The 17,076-nt window shown below is 67.0% G+C and carries 15 protein-coding genes and 1 pseudogene; 8 read left to right on the top strand and 8 right to left on the bottom strand.

What is annotated here, in order from left to right:
* Positions 1-5: 5 nt before the first annotated feature.
* Genes DQP56_RS05565 through DQP56_RS05550 form a run of 4 tightly spaced genes read right to left on the bottom strand, consistent with a single transcriptional unit; the run spans position 6 to position 3,541 of the window.
* Positions 6-872 (bottom strand): alpha/beta fold hydrolase, encoded by an 867-nt coding sequence (locus DQP56_RS05565; protein WP_112683973.1) that lies wholly within the window; start codon positions 870-872, stop codon positions 6-8.
* 16 nt (positions 873-888) lie between these two features.
* Positions 889-1,281, bottom strand: coding sequence for a Rieske (2Fe-2S) protein (locus DQP56_RS05560; protein ID WP_013830413.1), 393 nt, complete (start codon positions 1,279-1,281; stop codon positions 889-891).
* Positions 1,282-2,424, bottom strand: coding sequence for an amidohydrolase family protein (locus tag DQP56_RS05555; RefSeq protein ID WP_112683991.1), 1,143 nt, complete (start codon positions 2,422-2,424; stop codon positions 1,282-1,284). It lies immediately after the preceding gene.
* Positions 2,425-2,452: 28 nt separating this feature from the next.
* Entirely contained in the window at positions 2,453-3,541 is a 1,089-nt protein-coding gene (locus tag DQP56_RS05550; protein ID WP_205868804.1) for an amidohydrolase family protein, read from the bottom strand.
* A 283-nt stretch (positions 3,542-3,824) separates the two neighbouring features.
* Between DQP56_RS05550 and DQP56_RS05545 the strand changes: the two genes are divergently transcribed.
* The gene (locus tag DQP56_RS05545; protein WP_112683971.1) at positions 3,825-4,832 is read left to right on the top strand and encodes an acyl-CoA dehydrogenase family protein; all 1,008 of its coding nucleotides are present in this window, start codon (positions 3,825-3,827) and stop codon (positions 4,830-4,832) included.
* On the top strand, positions 4,816-5,991 hold the full coding sequence (locus DQP56_RS05540) for an acyl-CoA dehydrogenase family protein (protein WP_112683970.1): 1,176 nt from the start codon (positions 4,816-4,818) through the stop codon (positions 5,989-5,991). The genes DQP56_RS05545 and DQP56_RS05540 overlap by 17 nt, the downstream gene beginning before the upstream one ends.
* A gap of 80 nt (positions 5,992-6,071) precedes the next feature.
* Here DQP56_RS05540 and DQP56_RS05535 read toward each other — a convergent pair whose 3' ends face one another.
* The 4 genes and pseudogenes from DQP56_RS05535 to DQP56_RS05520 form a co-directional block, all read right to left on the bottom strand.
* The gene (locus DQP56_RS05535) at positions 6,072-7,412 is read right to left on the bottom strand and encodes a cytochrome P450 (RefSeq protein WP_112683969.1); all 1,341 of its coding nucleotides are present in this window, start codon (positions 7,410-7,412) and stop codon (positions 6,072-6,074) included.
* Between the two features lie 62 nt (positions 7,413-7,474).
* Positions 7,475-7,660, bottom strand: a pseudogene (locus tag DQP56_RS05530) (ferredoxin); the annotation flags it as partial.
* Positions 7,661-7,702: 42 nt separating this feature from the next.
* Entirely contained in the window at positions 7,703-8,563 is an 861-nt protein-coding gene (locus tag DQP56_RS05525) for a mycofactocin-coupled SDR family oxidoreductase (protein ID WP_083037597.1), read from the bottom strand.
* 40 nt (positions 8,564-8,603) lie between these two features.
* Entirely contained in the window at positions 8,604-9,305 is a 702-nt protein-coding gene (locus DQP56_RS05520; protein WP_112683990.1) for an SDR family NAD(P)-dependent oxidoreductase, read from the bottom strand.
* Between the two features lie 236 nt (positions 9,306-9,541).
* Here DQP56_RS05520 and DQP56_RS05515 point away from each other — a divergent pair, with 236 nt between their 5' ends.
* The 6 genes from DQP56_RS05515 to DQP56_RS05490 all read left to right on the top strand — a co-directional run bounded on the left by DQP56_RS05515 (position 9,542) and on the right by DQP56_RS05490 (position 17,067).
* Positions 9,542-11,113, top strand: coding sequence for an aldehyde dehydrogenase family protein (locus DQP56_RS05515; RefSeq protein WP_165824907.1), 1,572 nt, complete (start codon positions 9,542-9,544; stop codon positions 11,111-11,113).
* Complete coding sequence (locus DQP56_RS05510) at positions 11,110-12,315, top strand: CaiB/BaiF CoA transferase family protein (protein WP_083037599.1); 1,206 nt, start codon at positions 11,110-11,112, stop codon at positions 12,313-12,315. The genes DQP56_RS05515 and DQP56_RS05510 overlap by 4 nt, the downstream gene beginning before the upstream one ends.
* 8 nt (positions 12,316-12,323) lie before the next feature.
* Positions 12,324-13,514: an OB-fold domain-containing protein gene (locus DQP56_RS05505; protein ID WP_112683968.1), complete on the top strand. Its 1,191-nt coding sequence runs from the start codon at positions 12,324-12,326 to the stop codon at positions 13,512-13,514.
* Entirely contained in the window at positions 13,511-14,677 is a 1,167-nt protein-coding gene (locus tag DQP56_RS05500; RefSeq protein WP_112683967.1) for a thiolase C-terminal domain-containing protein, read from the top strand. The genes DQP56_RS05505 and DQP56_RS05500 overlap by 4 nt, the downstream gene beginning before the upstream one ends.
* Positions 14,678-14,740: 63 nt before the next feature.
* A complete protein-coding gene (locus DQP56_RS05495) occupies positions 14,741-16,042 on the top strand; it encodes an MCE family protein (protein ID WP_435673821.1) in 1,302 nt (433 codons plus the stop codon).
* On the top strand, positions 16,039-17,067 hold the full coding sequence (locus DQP56_RS05490) for an MCE family protein (RefSeq protein WP_112683966.1): 1,029 nt from the start codon (positions 16,039-16,041) through the stop codon (positions 17,065-17,067). Before DQP56_RS05495 ends, DQP56_RS05490 begins: the two co-directional genes overlap by 4 nt.
* The last annotated feature ends 9 nt before the right edge of the window (positions 17,068-17,076 follow it).

The following is a 17,076-nucleotide window of genomic DNA, read 5'->3' as shown; positions in this document are numbered from 1 at the left end:
GGCCATCAGCGCCCCAAAAATTCCAGGATCGCCGGGGCGGCCAGCACCCAGGTGTCGAACATGTTGAAGTGACTTACTTTTCCCGCGGCTCGTTCTTCGGCGGCCCGCTCCCAGGCGTCCTCCGGCCATGGCGGGTCGATCAGCTCGGATCCCTTAATCAAGCAATTCACCTCCAGTGAGGTGCGCTTCGGGTGGTCCCAATCGTTCTCGCCGCCCCGGATGATCAGTGTGGGAACCGTTATGCGGTCGAACATCTCGTCGTCGACTCCGGGAATCGTCTGGCCCGGCTTGGACACGAACGCGTTGAGCCAGCGCAGCATCACCTTGAGGAACGCGTCGCTCTCCAGGTCGAGCAGTCGCTGCTTGTTGGCCGGATTCTCCTCGATGCGTTCCTGCCATTCGCGCATGGCCGGCAGCGCCTGGGTGCCGCCGCCGCGCACCGCCAGGATGCTGGGTACCACGTAGTAGGAGCCCAGTACGAAGGTGCCGTAGATGCCGCCGACGATGTTCCACAGCACCAGCTTGGTGACCAATTCGGGGTAGAGCATGGTGGTCAGCATCGAGTCCCGCGCACCACCCGAGCCACCGGCCAGGATGACAGGCCCGGTGTCCAGGGCGGTGAGCAGGCCGTGCAGCGTCTCGGCTCGCATATGCGATTCGGACTGGCCGTAGAACTGCACATCGGAGGCCCCGCAGTTGGGGCGGTCCCACAACAGCACCCGGTAGCCGCCGGCAACGAGCGCATCGGCCAGCGGGCGTAGGCCGGGAATCTCCTTGGAGAACCGGCCGCCGGGGGTCAGTACGATCAGATCGCCGGTGTCGCCGAGGATCTCGTAGACGACGTTTCCGCCGTTGATTTCGACAGAGGCCACCGATTGCTCCTGTGTGTTAGGCCTGGACCAGGACGTCGTTGCCCACCACCCGCACCGGGTAGGTGCGGATGCTCCACTCGGGTTTGACCGCGGTGGTGCCGGTGGCGAGTTCGAAACCCCATTGATGCCAAGGGCAGTAGATGTATTCGAGGTCGCGGACCATGGCGGCGTCACCCGGCGCGCTCTCGTCGACGACGGTGCGGCCGCGCAGTCGCCCGGAACACAACGGGCCGCCCTGGTGCGGACAGAAGTTCGCGATCGCGTAGAACGTCCCGTTGATGTTGTAGACGCCGACTCCGTGATGGCCGATCGGTACGAGTTTACGCGTGCCGGGCGGGATTTCGTCGACGGTGGCAACGATGTGCTCGCGGCCCTGGGCCAGCCGGGGCCGCTGTTTCTCTTCGCTCATTCAGAACACCCGCACCTGACCCTCGAGGGCCGGGACCGTGTCCGGAAGGTGGTAGGTCTTGAGGCCGTTTTTGAACATCACCGCTTCGCGAGCCGCCTTCGGTAGATGCTTGACCAGCCAGCGCGGATCATCGAAGGTCCAGTGCGGGTAGTCCGAGGAGTACAGCAGGATCTTCTCGCACTCCATCCACTCGAACGCCCGGGTCAACTCGGTCTTGTCCTCGGGGTAGTCCAGCGGCTGGGTGGTGAACTTGATGTGGTCCTTGACGTACTCGCTGGGCTTGCGTTTGATGTCCAGCCACGACTTGCGTGCTTCATAGATGGCGTCCATCCGCCACATCAGCGGCAGGATCCAGGTGAAGGCGTGTTCGACCAGCACGATGCGCAGGTTCGGGTGGCGGTCGAAGACGCCGTCGAACACCAGGCTCATCACCTGGTTGGCCGCCAGCAGCGAGTAGGTGACCATGAAATCGTGGTTGTAGCTGGGCATGCCCACCGGCGGCATCGGCAGCTCTTCATGGTGGCTACGCGACAGGTGGCAGCTCACGGTGATGTCGTGTTTGGTGGCCGCCGCCCAGATCGGGTCGTACTTGGGGTCGCCCCATGACGGCCGCGGCTCGGCCTTGATCAGGATCTGGGCCATGTAGGGGTGCCCGGCCCACTTCTCGATCTCGGCGACGGACCCCGCCGGGTCCTCGATGGCGATGCAGATCGAGCCGCGCCACCGCTGGTGCCAGTTGTTATGACTGTCCAGCCAATGATTGGCCTGCCAGTCGTTGAGTGCACACGACATCGCATGCTGGGCTTCGGGAAAGCGGGCCGGGTAGGCGGCAGGCTCCAGGATCGCGAAGTCCGATCCCGCCTCCATGATGAGTTGCTTGAACGCCAACTCCGGGTCACTACCCGGGAATTCGCCGTCGGCCGGGAACGCATCGACGCGCATGGCGAACGCGTGCGCGTAGTCCGGTGCGTCGTAGTAGATCTGCTCACCGATGCGCCGGGTCAGAAAGTACTTGCTGCGCCACGGTTCCGGGATGTACTGGGTCAGTTCGCCGCGCCGCGGCACCGGGTGGACATCGGAGTCCACACACCGCACCGCGATGCGCTCCGCCGCCGGTTTGCGCTCTGTGGCTGTCACGGTCATGGTGATCTCCCTTGATCCCAACTGTTCTCTAGTGTGCGCCCGCGGGGGCCGGTACGTCGATGCCGTAGAGCCGACTGGCGTTGCGCCAGCACAGCTTGTCGCGTTGCTCGGCGCTGAACGTGCTCGGCACGCTCACTTCGTTGCGCTGCCAGTGCGGATAGCTCGACCCGTACATCACCATGTCGTCCTTGCCGGTGAAGCCGAACCACTCGCCGGCGAAGTCGGTGTCCCCGGGACCGTCCATGGCGCCCTGCACGAAGAACACGTGGTCGGGCAGGTAGTCGCTGGGGATCTTCGGCGCCCACGGCGTCTGCTCCAGGTGTGGCCTGCCGAAGGTGTCCATCCGCCAGATGAACGGCGTCAGCAGATCCGCGGCGCCGTCGGCCCAGACGAACTTCAGCGACGGCATCCGCTCGAAGACGCCCTCGGCGATCATGTTCATCAGGTGGTACAGGTAGTTGCACGCCATGAAGCTGACGTAGTGCTCGTAGACGCGGGGCACCCCGGACGGTGTGGGTGAGGCGGCGACGCCGGAGCCGACCTCGATGTGTGCGGCCACCGGCAGGCCCGCGTCGATGGCGGCCTCCCACAACGGCCAGAACTGGGGTTTGCCGAAGAGTTCCCGCGATTGCAGCGGAACGCCGATCTGCACCACCCGGGGATGGTCCTTCCACCGGTCGATCTCGCGTAGTGCCCCGGCGATGTCGTCGGGGTTGACCCGGATGGTGCCGCGGAAGCGCTCGCCGTGCACGCTGTGGTCCAACCAGCGCGACACCAGGATCTCGTTGTGCGCCGCGGCCAGCGCCGACCCCAGCTGCCGATCCGGCATGACGCCGCGGCTCATCGGGTGCAGCACCGCCACATCGACCCCGCGATCGGCGAACAGGTGCTGGGCGACCACCTCGGGATCCGAGCCTGGGTATTGGCCGTCGGGCCCCTGGGTGCCGGGAGCGTACTCGCCGCCCGGCGCTCCGTACCAGTCCATCTCGTAGTCCGGGAATCCCCGGCTGCGGTACGGCTCGCGCAGGTGACCGCGCAGGTCCTTGTTGGATGCGGCGAAGATGTGCACGCTGGCGTCGATGACGGGGGTGCGGCTGCCGTCCGGGTTTTCGATCATCAACGCCGCCCTTCGCCGTATCGCCCGAGTCCGCGCCCGCCGCGGGGCGCGCCGTGCAGAGTCACCGGGAACCCGAGTCCCGATGCCGACCATTGTATAGCTGTATTCTTTGCTTGCAAGAACTGGATTCTCGCAGTCTTGTCGCGGAGCCGGTGCAGGCGGGCGCCGCCACGGCTACGGTAACCGCGCGATACGTTGTGATAGCGCGGTATCTCGCGACGAGATCATTACATTCACTAACGAGAATGTTATTCTCGATCGGGTTGTGGAGGAGGTGACTGCAATGCTGTTGGAGTTTGACGAGGATCAGCGACTGTGGCAGGGCACGGTGCGCGACGTGGTGGGCAAGCAGTGCTCGCCGTCGTTGGTGCGCGGTGTCGCCGAGGGTGGAGACGACAGTGCCGTCGACTCGTTGTGGAAGGTCTATGTCGATCTGGGCTGGACCGAGTTGCACGAGCCGGAAACCGCGGTAGAGCTCGCGATCGTTCTCGAAGAACTCGGCCGCGCCACCGATCCCACGCCGTTTCTGGCCACCATGACCCAGTTCGCGCCGTTGGTCGGCGAGCACCATCGACCGGACGGCTCCACCGGGGCGGCGGTTCTCGGCGGCGTGAGCGCCCACCGCAATGCCGCCGGCTGGGTGTTGGACGGAACCGCACTGCACGTACTGGACGGTGACCGGGCCGATCGGCTGGCGGTGGTCGCCGACGCGGGGGTGTTCGTGGTGGACGCCGCCGCGGTGACCACGCGGAAGTCCGCGGTGTTCGACCCGACGCTGCACGTGGCCGATGTGTCCTTCGCCGGGGTCGAGGTGCCCGACAGTGCCCGGATGCGGGTCGACATCGACCGGGCGCGCCATGTCGCGCTGACCGGGATGGCGATGACCATGGTCGGCGCCTGTCAGCGCATCCTCGACCTGGCGCTCGAGCACGTACGCGGCCGTCAGCAGTTCGGCGTGCCGATCGGCTCGTTCCAGGCCGTCCAGCACAAGGCGGCCGACATGCATGTCGCGATCGAGCGGGCCCGTGCGCTGGCGTATTTCGCGGCGCTCACGATCGCGGCGGACGACCCGCGGCGCCGGATGGCCTCGGCGATGGCGAAGGCGGCCGCCGGAGAATGCCAGTCGGTGGTATTCCGGCACGGGCTGCAGTTGTTCGGCGCGATGGGGTTCACCTGGGAGAACGACCTGCAGTTCGCGCTCAAGCGAGCCAAAGCCGGTGAGCTGATGCTGGGCGGTGCCGCACAGCATCGCGCGACCATCGCCGAGGAATACCTTGCAACTCACATTTGACCCCGAGATCGAGGAGTTCCGCGCCGAATTCGCGGCCTTCCTCGACACGAATCTGCCCGACGAGGCGGACACCGCGGAGCGGCCTCGGTCGGTGTCCCACATGCCCGACTGGGCGCGCCGCTGGCAGCGGTTGCTGTTCGACAACGGCTGGCTGCTGCCCGGAAACCCACCGGAATTCGGCGGTCGCAACGCCACGCTGCTGCAGCAGTTCGTCCATTTGGAGGAGCTCTGCCGGCGCCGGATCTATCACAGCTTCAATCCGCAGGGCGTCAACATCATTGCGGCCTCCTTGCTTTCCTTCGGAAGTGACGAGCAGAAGCAGCGCTGGGCGGTGCCGATTCTGCGTGCCGAGATCACCGCGTCGCTGGGCATGAGCGAGCCGAGCGCCGGCTCGGACCTGGCGTCGTTGCGGACGAGGGCCGACCGTGACGGTGAGGACTTCATCGTCAACGGACAGAAGGTGTGGACCTCGGGGGCACACGACGCCGATGTGCTGCTGACGTTCGTGCGCACCGACCCCGATGCTCCCAAACACAAGGGCATCAGCGTTTTGTTGATCCCCACCGACACGCCCGGCGTGGTCTGTCGCCCGTTCCCCACGATCTGCGGTATCGACGACAAAGACTTCAACGAGGTGTTCTTCACCGATGTGCGGGTGCCGGCCGACAATCTGGTCGGCCCGCTCAACGGTGGCTGGCGGGTGGCCAACGGATCTCTCGGGCACGAACGCACCATGATGTGGCTGGGCTTCGCCGATCGGCTCGACAACGTGATCGCCGACTTTCGCCCCACCGATGCGTTGCAGCGCGACCAATTCGCCACGGCCATCATGGATTACCAGGCGTTGCGCCTGCTGGGGTCGCGGGCGCTGGCGCGGGCCTCGCGCGGCGAGGAGGATGTGCCCGCGCTGTCGGTGCTCAAGCTGCTCGGCTCCGAAGCCGAGATGTTCGCCTCCGGCCATGCGTTGGACGCGGTCGGGGCGGCGGGCCTGGTCCATCCGGCGAATTCAGGGCCGTATGCGCCGATGAACCTCGACAGCTATTTCGCCAGCTGGTTCGAGCGTCATGCCCGCAGCTTCTCGGGCACCATCGCCGGCGGTACCTCGGAGATCCACCGCAACCTCATCGCCCAGCAGGTGCTGGGGCTGCCGCGCGGTTAGTTCTCCCCGGCGAGCAGTCGCAAAAGCCCCCGAAATCGTTGGGAATCGGGGGCTTTGGCGACTGCTCGTGCGAAGGGGACTCAGTCGATAACGACAGCTTCTTTGCGCTCGGTGATCGGGCGGGCACATTCCTGCTCGTCGCAGATCCGCTGCAGCTTCTCCAGCGTCTCGTCGAGTCCCGGGCCGATGCGCTTGCCGGGCGTGAAGGTGGCCGGCAGGTGGCGCATGCCCTGGATGACGCCGATGGTGTCGTAGTGCACCGCGCCGGCCGGATCGCAGCGGTAGTCCGGCATCCGGTCGAGCACCGCGAGCATCATCGACTTGAACACGGCACGGGCGACGTGTGAGCCGATGCAGCGGTGCACACCAAGACCGAAACTGAAGTGCCGGTTGCCCTTCCGGTCCATGATGAGGCGGTTGGGGTCCTCGAACACCGACGGGTCACGGTTGGCCATCGCCCAGGACAGCCACAGCCGTTCGCCCTCCTTGACCTGCACTCCGGCCACCTCGACATCGTCGGAGAAGGTGCGCCCGTCGCCGGGGGCCGGCGTGAAGTAGCGCAGGAACTCCTCGGTGGCGTGGTTGAACAGCTTCTCCCGCTCGCGACTGAGGCGCTCCCGTTCCTCCGGGTGCTCGCCCAGCCACTCCAGGCTGTGGGCGGTCAGCGCCGTGGTGGTGTCGAATCCGCCCCCGATCACCACGCCGACCATCGACAGGCCGTCGATGTCGGGAATCGGTTCACCGTTCCGCACCGCCTGGGTGAGCGCGTGGACGATTCCCGGCCGTGGATTCTGCTTGACCTCAAAGTAGTTGGTAGCCAGGTCCAAGCCCATCTGCCGGTGCATCTCGGCCACGCGCACCGAGTCCGGGTCGTGCTCGGGGGTGTACACCGCCGCATGGACCGGTTCGCAGTAGATCGTCCAGTTCTTCAGCGGGATACCGAGGATCGCCAGCGTGAAGACGGCCGGCACCACATTGGCCAGGTCATCGACGAAGTCGATCTGGCCTTCCTCGATCTTCTCGTTGATCGCGGCGCGGGTGACCTCGTCGATGAACGGAATCCATCGCTTGATGGCCGCCGGCGACATGTACGGGTTGAGCAGCTCGCGGTAGAACTGCTGTTCCTCGCCGTCCATTTCGAGCACGCCGCCGCGGGCCTGTGCCCGCTTCGCCGGCGGGATGGAGATGCCCTTGTAGCCCCGACGCTCGTTGTTGATGTCGTGGTCGTTGGAGACATGTGGGCACCGGGCCAGTTCGAATACCTCCGCGGCGCCGGCCGCCACCCAGTGGCCGTCGTAGGTGTCGGTCCAGGCCATCGGACACTTGGCCTGCATCTCGTCGGTGATGTCGAGGAACCGATCACGGTATTCCGGCGCATGGCGGTCGAAGTAGTAGTAGCGCTGCTTCTTCTGCTCGTTCACTGCGCAGTCCAATCTGGCTGCCCCGCACCGGTTGCGACCTGGCCGGTGGAGTCCTTTCCGTCGACGAAGATCGCGCGTTCCGGGCACGATCGCATGGCTTCGATCACCACTTCCTGTTGTCCGGCGACGACGTCTTCGCTGACGGCAGTGGAGTGACCGTCGATGTCGTCGAGGTCGAAGGAATCCGGCGCGATCATCTTGCACAGGCCGTGGCCCTGACAGCGCTCCGGGTCAACCCAAACTTTCATGCTGCTCCTATCGAACACGGGCGAATCTGCGTCAGTCACGCCTCAGACGTGGTAGTCGTACCACTTGAGATATCCACCGGCATCCACCCGCAACTGCATGCCGGTGACGTACCGGGCCTCCTCGGACGCGAGCCAGAGCACCGCGTTGGAGATGTCTTCGGGTTCGATGAACGGCACCTTCATCGCCTGCTGCACGTAGAAGACCGGCTCGGCGTCGGCGCGCGTCGGGTGGTCCAGATCCGGCCGGAAGGAGCGGTACATCGGCTCGCTCTGCAGCATGTCGGTGTTGCAGTTGGTCGGGTGGATGACGTTGGCGCGAATGCCGCGTACCGCCAACTCGGTGGCCAGGTCGTGCACGTACTGCGCCATCAGGCGTTTGGAGGTCATATAGGCCATGCCGCCCGGGTCGTTGCCGGGGTTGGCCTTCTGGTGAGCGTCCATCAGCGCGGCGGCCGACGAGGTGGCGATGATCGAGGCGCCCTCGCCCAGGTGGGGCAGCGCGACCTGGATGCCGTTGATGGTGCCGACCAGGTTGGTGTTGATGACGTCGATCCAGGCCTGCAGCGGCGGGTTGCCCTTCATGCCGGCCACACCGGCCTGGGCGACGACGATGTCGAGCTTGCCGAATTCGGCCAGCCCGGCCTCCAGCGCGGTCTTCAGCGCCGCCGCGTCGCGCACGTCGGCCTGCGCGGTGACGATGCCGCGCCCGGTCTTCTCGACCAGCTTGGCGGTCTCTTCGAGGTCCTCCGGCCGGGCCATCGGGTAGCCGATGGTCTCGATGTCCTGGCACAGGTCGACGGCGATGATGTCGGCGCCTTCCTCGGCCAGTCGCAGCGCGTGGCTGCGCCCCTGCCCGCGAGCGGCCCCCGTGATGAATGCGACCTTTCCGGCAACGCGTCCCACAGCTGTTCCTTTCGTTGATGCACCGTCGGTATCGGCAGTGTCAGGTGTTGCGCCCGCCGTTGACGCCGAGGATCTGCCCGGTGATGTAGCCAGCCTCCTCGGATGCCAGGAAGGCGCACGCTGCCGCGATGTCTTCGGGCTTGCCCATGCGGCGCACCGGGGTTCGGGCGATGTTGTCATCGATGTTGCCGAGGAATCCGTGGCTGGCGGCATTGCGCAGCATCGGGGTGTCGATGAAGCCGGGCGGCACGGCGTTGACGGTGATCCCGCTGGGTCCATATTCCAGGGCCAGCGTCTTGGTGAGGCCGTTCACCGCGGATTTGGCGGCAACGTAGTGCGCCATATAGGGAACTCCGGAGTGGGTGCTCGACGAGGAGATGTTGACGATGCGTCCCCAGCCGGCCGCCACCATGTCGGGCAGCACCGCCTGGATGGTGTGGAAGACGCCGTTGAGGTTGACGTCGATGACCTGCTGCCAATCCTCGAAGCTGATGTGGTGGAACTTCTTGAAGCCGTCCAGCCCGGCGGCGTTGACCAGGATGCCGACCGGCCCGAGTTGTTCGCGGATCTGCGTCAGCGCGGTGTCGATCTGGCCGCGATCGGTGACGTCGGCGGCGAAAGCCAGCTCCTGATCGCCCGGCTTGAGATCGATGATCGCCACCCGGTGGCCGGCAGCGCGTAAGCGGTTCACCACCGCCGCGCCGATGCCCGAGGCGCCCCCGGTCACGACAGCCGTTCTCACGAGGTCGGTCTCGGCCACAAAGAATCTCCTTTTCAAGTCGTGAGAATCGTACTCTCGTACAACTGTTTCTGGCAAGGTTCCGGCAAAACCCCTCTCAACAGGGATGATGCCGTATCGCGGGCTTGCCGTGGTGCAGTTCTGCGGTACGGACGGCTCGCATTTCCGGCTTGAGTTCTCCCTCTTGAGATGTATGATTCGCCGCACATGAGAATGTAGTTACCCGGCGGGAGGCTTGCATGGGTTCGCAGGAAACGGCAGCGACCATCGCTGGCGGTTCAGCGAGGCTCGACGGAGGAGAGCCGAAGCTGGGACCGCCGAATGAAACCGATGGTCCCGGCGGTGCACAGGCCGCCGAGCACGTCGCTGCCAGGCACCTGCTGGTCGACGGCAAGCTGGTGGGTGCGGACCGGACCTACCCCTCGCTGAACCCCGCCACCGGGCAAGTCCTGGGCTACGCCCCCGAGGCCAGTGTCGAGCAGGCCGGAGCGGCGGTCGAGGCGGCGCGGCGGGCGTTCGACACCGGCGACTGGGCCACCGACGTCGCGCTGCGGGTGCGCTGCCTGGATCAGCTGCACCGGGCACTGATCGAGCACCGCGACGAATTCGCCGCGTTGACCATCGCCGAGGTCGGCGCCACCCCGGCGCTGACCCAGGGCGCGCAGCTGGACCAGCCGATCGCGATCGTGCGCTACTACGCCGATCTGCTCAAGGACTATCCGATGACCGAGGACCTCGGCAACATCGAGAGTCGCGGCATGCTGCACCACCGCTGGGTTGAGAAAGAGGCCGCCGGCGTGGTCGCCGCGATCATCGCCTACAACTACCCCAACCAGCTGGCCTTGGCGAAGCTGGCCCCCGCGCTGGCCGCCGGGTGCACCGTGGTGCTCAAGGCCGCTCCGGACACCCCGCTGATCACGCTGGCGCTCGGCGAGCTGATCGCCAACCACACCGACATCCCGGCCGGGGTGGTCAACGTGCTCAGTTCGTCGGACCCTGCGGTCGGCGCGGCACTGACCACCGACGCGGGCGTCGACATGGTCACCTTCACCGGTGCCACCCCGACCGGGCGGGCGATCATGGCCGCGGCCAGCGCGACCCTCAAACGGGTCTTCCTGGAGTTGGGCGGCAAGTCGGCGGCGATCGTGCTCGACGACGCCGACTTCAACATGGCCGCGGTCTTCGCCTCGTTCTCGATGGTCACCCACGCCGGCCAGGGCTGCGCACTGACGTCGCGGTTGCTGGTGCCCAACAGTCATCACGACGAGATCGTCGAGCTGATCAAGACCAACTTCTCGCATGTGCGCTACGGCGACCCGACCGACCCCAAGACGTATATGGGTCCGCTGATCAGCGCCAAGCAGCGCGACAAGGTCGACGGCATGGTGCAGCGCGCGGTGGCCGCGGGCGCCACCCTGGTGACCGGGGGCGAGAAGGTCGATCCCGGCTTCTTCTACACCCCAACGCTGCTGACAGGAGTCGATCCGGACAGCGAGATCGCTCAGGAAGAGGTCTTCGGGCCGGTGCTGGCGGTCATCGGCTACGACGATGACGACGACGCGGTACGCATCGCCAACAACTCGATCTATGGGCTGTCCGGCGCGGTCTTCGGCAGCCAGGACCGGGCGGTGGCCGTGGCGCGCCGGATCCGCACCGGAACGTTCTCGATCAACGGCGGCAACTACTTCAGCCCGGACGCGCCGTTCGGCGGGTACAAGCAGTCCGGCATCGGCCGCGAGATGGGCGTCGCCGGGCTCGAAGAGTTCATGGAGTCCAAGACCTTCGCCGCACCCGTGGGAGCCGCCGAATGAGGCCACTGGAGGGGGTCCGCGTCCTGGAGGTCGCGATGTACGGGTTCGTCCCGTCGGCCGGTGCGGTACTGGCGGAGTGGGGCGCCGAGGTGATCAAGGTCGAGCATGCGGTGACCGGTGACCCGCAGCGCGGGCTGCGGCAGACCGGCATGCTGCGGGTGGAGGGCGACCCCAACCCCAACATCGAGCACGCCAACCGCGGCAAGCGCAGCATCGGGCTGGACGTGTCGACGCCCGAGGGCCGCGAGGTGCTGCTCGAATTGGCAAAGCGCGCCGACGTTTTCCTCACTAGTTTCCTTCCCGGTCACCGCCGCAAGTTCGCCATGGACGTCGACGACATCCGCGCGGTCAACCCGAAGATCGTCTACGCCCGGGGCAGCGCGCTGGGTCCCCGCGGCATCGAATCGGAGAAGGGCGGCTACGACATGACCGCCTTCTGGTGTCGCGCCGGCACCGCCGCGACCATCACCCCGCCCGGTATCGAGGGCATGATCGCGCCGCCCGGACCGGCCTACGGTGACACCATCTCGGGCACCAATCTGGCCGGTGGTATCGCGGCGGCACTGTTCAAGCGCGAGCGCACCGGTGAGCCGTCGGTGGTGGACGTGTCCCTGCTGGGCAGCGGCCTGTGGGCCATGGGCCACACCGTCGCCTTGACCAGTCATCTGGGCGAGCGGCTGGTCCAACAGCCGCCCGGGGTTCACGGCTCGCCGATCAACCCGCTGGTCGGGGTCTACGCGACCGCCGACGAGCGCTACATCTCGTTCGTCATGATGCAGCCCACCAAGTTCTGGGCGGATGTATGCCGACACATGGAACTCGACGACTACATCGACGATCCCCGGTTCGCCACCGCGCAGTCGTTCGCCGAGCACACCCCGGCGGCGGTGGAAATCCTGCGCGAGGCGATGTCCAAGCGGACGCTGCCCGAGTGGAGTGAGCGCTTCGCCACGCTGGCCGGACCGTGGGCGCCGGTCCAGGACACCTTGCAAGCCGCCCAGGACGCGCAGATCCGTGCCAACGAATACATCGTGCAGGCAGGCGAACTCGAGTTGGTCGCCAACCCGGTGCAGTTCGACGTGGCCGCCCCGGCGGCCGGCCCGGCGCCCGGGTTCGCCGAGCAGACCGACGAGATCCTGGAAGAACTCGGGTTGGACTGGGACCGCATCATCGAACTCAAGACCGCCGGCGCGGTCACCTAGGCCACGCGATGCCGCACGTAGCTTCGATCGGTACCTATCTGCCGTGCTGGGGAACCCCCCAGCGCCGGCTGATCGGTGACGACGAGGATGCCATCACGCTGGCTGTCGAGGCCGGCCGTGCGGCGTTGACCGGCGGTGGCGCGGTGGAGCGCCTGGTGGTGGTCAGTCGTGACTTTCCGCTGACCGACAGCAGCAACGCCGCGGTGTTGCTGGCCGGCCTGGGCCTCGATCCCGAACTCGAGGTGGTCGAGCGTCTCGGCGGCGCCCCGGCCGCCCTGGACGCGCTCAGCTCGGCCCGGCCGCGCACCCTGATCATCGGGGTGGACCTGGACCCGGCCGGCGCCGCGGCGGTGCTCACCGCGGAGAACGGCCTGCGTATCCGGACCGCAGCCCGTATCGCCCGCAGTCTGCCGGTGCGCACCCGCAACGACGGGGTGGTGCACGACTACGGCGACCCGCGGCTGCTCTACGAGCGGGGCGTGGTGGCGTCGCTGGTGGCCGCCTGGGCGGAGACGCCGGTGATGCTCGCCGGGGTGGAACATGACCGCGCAGTCGAACTCTGCACCGGTAAACCCGCTCCGCTACCGACCACCGGTGCCAGCTCGGGGCTGTTCGCGCTGGCGGTGTTGGCCGAGACGCAGACGGTGGGTCCGCTGCTGGCGGCCGAGCAGGCCAACCTGTCCGGGATCACCGTGGTCGAAGGCGAGGCGCCGGTGCACCGGCACGAACCGGCGGCCCGGCCGGTCCCCGAGCGGGTGCACACTCCCGGCGCGGACCTGCCGATCTCGCTGGCCGCCTACGAGCGTGCCTTCGAAGCCAAGGTCCGCTGGGAGGCGGGCAAACACCCGGGCAGCGACGAACTCGACTTCCCGCCGCGTTACCGCGTCGGCGAGGACTCGACGTTGAGCACCAACTACGAGCTGGTGGAGCTGCCCCGCGTCGGCACGGTCTATACCGAGGTGACCGTACAGATCCCGGTGCCCGGGCTGACCACCCCCTACTCGCTGGTCATCGTCGAGCTCGATGACGTGGCGGTCCGCGCGCTGGTGAAGGTGACGGGAGCGCCGGCCGGCAGCGCCTGGATCGGTGACCGGGGCCGGCTGGTGCTGCGCCGGATCGCGGTGCGCTCCGGGGTGCCCGACTACGGGTACGCCTTCGAGCCCTTCGACCCGTCGGAACAACCCGAGGCGGTGGCATGAAACGGGTAGCCATCGTCGGCGCCGGGATGACGCCGTTCCGGGAGCACTTCGCGCTGGGCATCAAGGACCTGCTGCCGATGGCCTTCGCCGAGTGTGCCGCCAGCGTGGACAAGGGCCTGGCCAAAACCGATGTGCAGGCGGCCTGGTTCGGGGCGCTGGGCACCACCGACGGCTTTCCGTCCGGGATCCTGGCCGACACCTTGGGACTGCCCGACCTACCGGTCACGCGGGTGGAGAACTCCTGCGCCACCGGCAATGACGCGGTCCGCAACGCGTTGTTCGGGGTCGCGTCCGGGGCGGTCGACGTGGCGCTGGTGATCGGTGCCGACAAGCTGCGGGAGACCGCCACCAAGGACATGCTCTGGGCCTGGGAGGAGACCGCGCGCGACATGGCGTGGGACTACCCGCTCGGGTTGGTCGCGCCGGCCGGTTTCGCCCTGCACGTACGGCGCTACCTGCACGAGTCGCCCGCTACCCGCGAGCACCTGGCGATGGTGGCGGTGAAGAACCACCGGCACGGGGCCAGCAACCCGCGCGCGCGGCTGCGTTTCGAGATCACCATGCAGCAGGCCCTCGAAGCGCCCATGGTGGCTTCCCCGTTCGGGGTGTACGACTGCGCCCCGCAGAGCGACGGCGCCGCCGCCCTGGTGCTGGCCGCCGAGGACGTGGTGGATCGCTTCACCGATCGGCCGGTGTGGATCCGCGGGGTGGGGCTGGGTCTGGACGCGGTGATGCATCAGCACAAACGCGACATGACGACGTTTCCGGCGACATTGCGCGCCGCCAAGCAGGCCTTCGCCATGGCAGGGCTGACGCCGTCGGACATCGATGTCGCCGAGGTGCACGACTATTTCACCGGTGTGGAGATGATCAGCTACGAAGACCTCGGCTTCGCCGAACGGTTCGAAGCCCACAAGTTGCTCGAAGCCGAGGTGACCAGTGTCGGTGGCGCGTTGCCGGTCAATCCCAGCGGTGGTTTGAAGTCCAAAGGCCACCCACCGGGGGCGACCGGTGTGGCACAGTGCGTAGAACTCTTCGAGCAGTTGCGCGGGACAGCGGTCAATCAGGTCGATGGTGCCCGGATCGGCTTGGCGCACAACATCGGAGGGCCAACAGCGGTGGCGGCGGTCACCATCGTGGAAGGGGGCGGCGATGGCGTTTAGCGGCACGCCGGCGCTTCCCATCCACATTGACGTGACCGTCAATAACCGGGCGGCGGTGCGGTAATGGTGCTGGGGGCGACCGCCGATCCACCGCTGGACCGGGAAGACGGCGAGCAGACCCAACGGGGGGATGCGGCAGGGCGGCATCGGCCCACCGGCCGGCGGCGAGAGTCGCCGGCCTATGTGCGGCCGATGATCGGGCTGCTGACGGTCCTGACGATCGCGGCGCTCGTCGCGCTGCCGATCGCGCTGTTCCGCGGCAGCTTCACCCGCACGGTGCCGGTCACGGTGCTGTCCCAGCGCGCCGGTCTGGTGATGTACCCCGACGCCAAGGTCAAGCTGCGCGGCGTCCAGGTGGGCAAGGTCGGGTCCATCGAGCCGCTGGCGGATGGCACCGCGGTGCTGCGACTGGAGATGCAACCCGACCAGCTGCGGCTGATCCCGGCGAACGTCACCGCCCGAATCGCCTCCACGACGGTGTTCGGGGCCAAATCCGTCGAGCTGGTGGCGCCCCCGGACCCGGAGGCGACCAGATTGCACGCCGGTCAGGTGCTGGCCGGTGAGCACGTCACCGTCGAGATCAACACGGTGTTCCAACAGCTGGTGCGGGTGTTGGACAAGATCGACCCGAAGAAGCTGAACGAAACGCTCAGCGCCGTCTCGACGGCGTTCAACGGGCGCGGGCAGAAGCTGGGTCAGGCGCTGACCGACTTCGACAAGCTACTGGCAGAGCTTGAGCCCAGCCTGGACACCCTCGAACACGAGGTCGCCACGATGCCACCGGTGTTCCGGTCTTACGCCGATGCGGCGCCCGATCTCACCGCTGCGCTCAACGCCACCAGCACCATGAGTGAAAGCATCGTGGCCGAACGCAACAGCCTGGACACCTTCCTGCTGAGCGCCATCGGCCTGGCCGATACCGGCAACGAGGTACTGGGCGAGAACCGGCAGGGGCTGACCGACCTGACGCGGGTGCTGGAGCCGACCGCTCAACTGCTGGACAAATACAACGACGAACTCGGCTGTTCGATCGGCGGTTTGGTGCCGTTCGCCAAATCCCCGCCCTTCAACGTCCCCGGCATCATCATCACCGCCAGCTTCACCCTGGCCAAGGAACGCTACCGCTACCCCGACCACCTACCGAAGGTGGCGGCCCGCTCCGACCGCTCCTACTGCACGGAACTGGGTCTGCCCGACGTACCGCCCGAATACCGGGTGCCCGCGTTGATCGCCGACGTCGGAGCCAACCCGTACGAATACGGCAACCAAGGCATCCTGCTGAACTCCGACGGCCTCAAGCAGGCGCTGTTCGGGCCGATCGGCGGACCGCCCCGCAACAGCGCCCAGGTGGGGATGCCCGGATGAGACGCGACATGGGGCCACTGCTCAAATTCGGGATCTACGCCGCGGTGATGGTGCTGGCCACGATCTTTCTGTTCGCGATCTTCGCCGAGGTCCGGACCGGCCCGACGGCGGGCTACCAGGCGGTCTTCTCCGACGCCTCCCGGCTGAAAGCCGGGGACAGCGTGCGGGTCGCCGGCGTTCGGGTCGGCACCGTCGGTCGCGTCGCGCTGCGCCCGGACGGCACGGTGCTGGTGAAATTCCAGGCTGACCGCAACATTTCGCTCACCACCGGCACTCAGGCCTCGGTGCGCTACTTGAATCTGGTCGGCGACCGCTACCTGGAACTGACGGACGGGCCCGGCTCGACCCGGCTGTTGCCGGCCGGCTCGGAGATCCCGCTGGAGCGCACCGCGCCCGCACTGGATCTGGACCTACTGCTCAACGGCCTCAAGCCGGTGATCCGCGGACTGAACCCACAGGACGTCAACTCGCTCACCGCATCGCTGATCCAGATCATGCAGGGCCAGGGCGGCACCATCGACTCACTGATGTCTCGGACATCGTCGTTCTCGAACTCCCTGGCGGACAACAACCAGGTGATCGAGTCCCTGATCGACCAACTGCGCGCCACGCTGGCCACCTTGTCCAACGGCGACAAGCGGTTTTCCGGGGCGATCGATCGACTGAGCAAGCTGGTCGCCGGCTTGGCAGCCGACCGCGACCCGATCGGGACCGCGGTGACGGCTCTGGACCGCGGCACCGCATCGCTGGCCGATCTGCTCGGCAACGCCCGCGATCCACTGACCAACACGATCACCCAGGTCGATCGGTTGACCACCGCGATCAACGCCGACCTGGCCGGTCTGGACATGTCGCTACAGAAGGCGCCGGAGAACTACCGCAAGGCCATCCGGCTCGGCGCCTACGGCGGATTCATCCAGTACTACATCTGCGCGGTGCAGGTCCGGGTCAGCGACACCCAGGGCCGGACGGCGGTGTTCCCCTGGATCAAAGCGGAGGAGGGCCGATGCAGCGACACCGACTGAGCGGCGTGC

This window comes from Mycolicibacter senuensis, from assembly GCF_003284925.1.
GTDB classification, from domain to species: domain Bacteria; phylum Actinomycetota; class Actinomycetes; order Mycobacteriales; family Mycobacteriaceae; genus Mycobacterium; species Mycobacterium algericum_A.
This window is presented reverse-complemented; position numbering and strand designations above follow the sequence as displayed.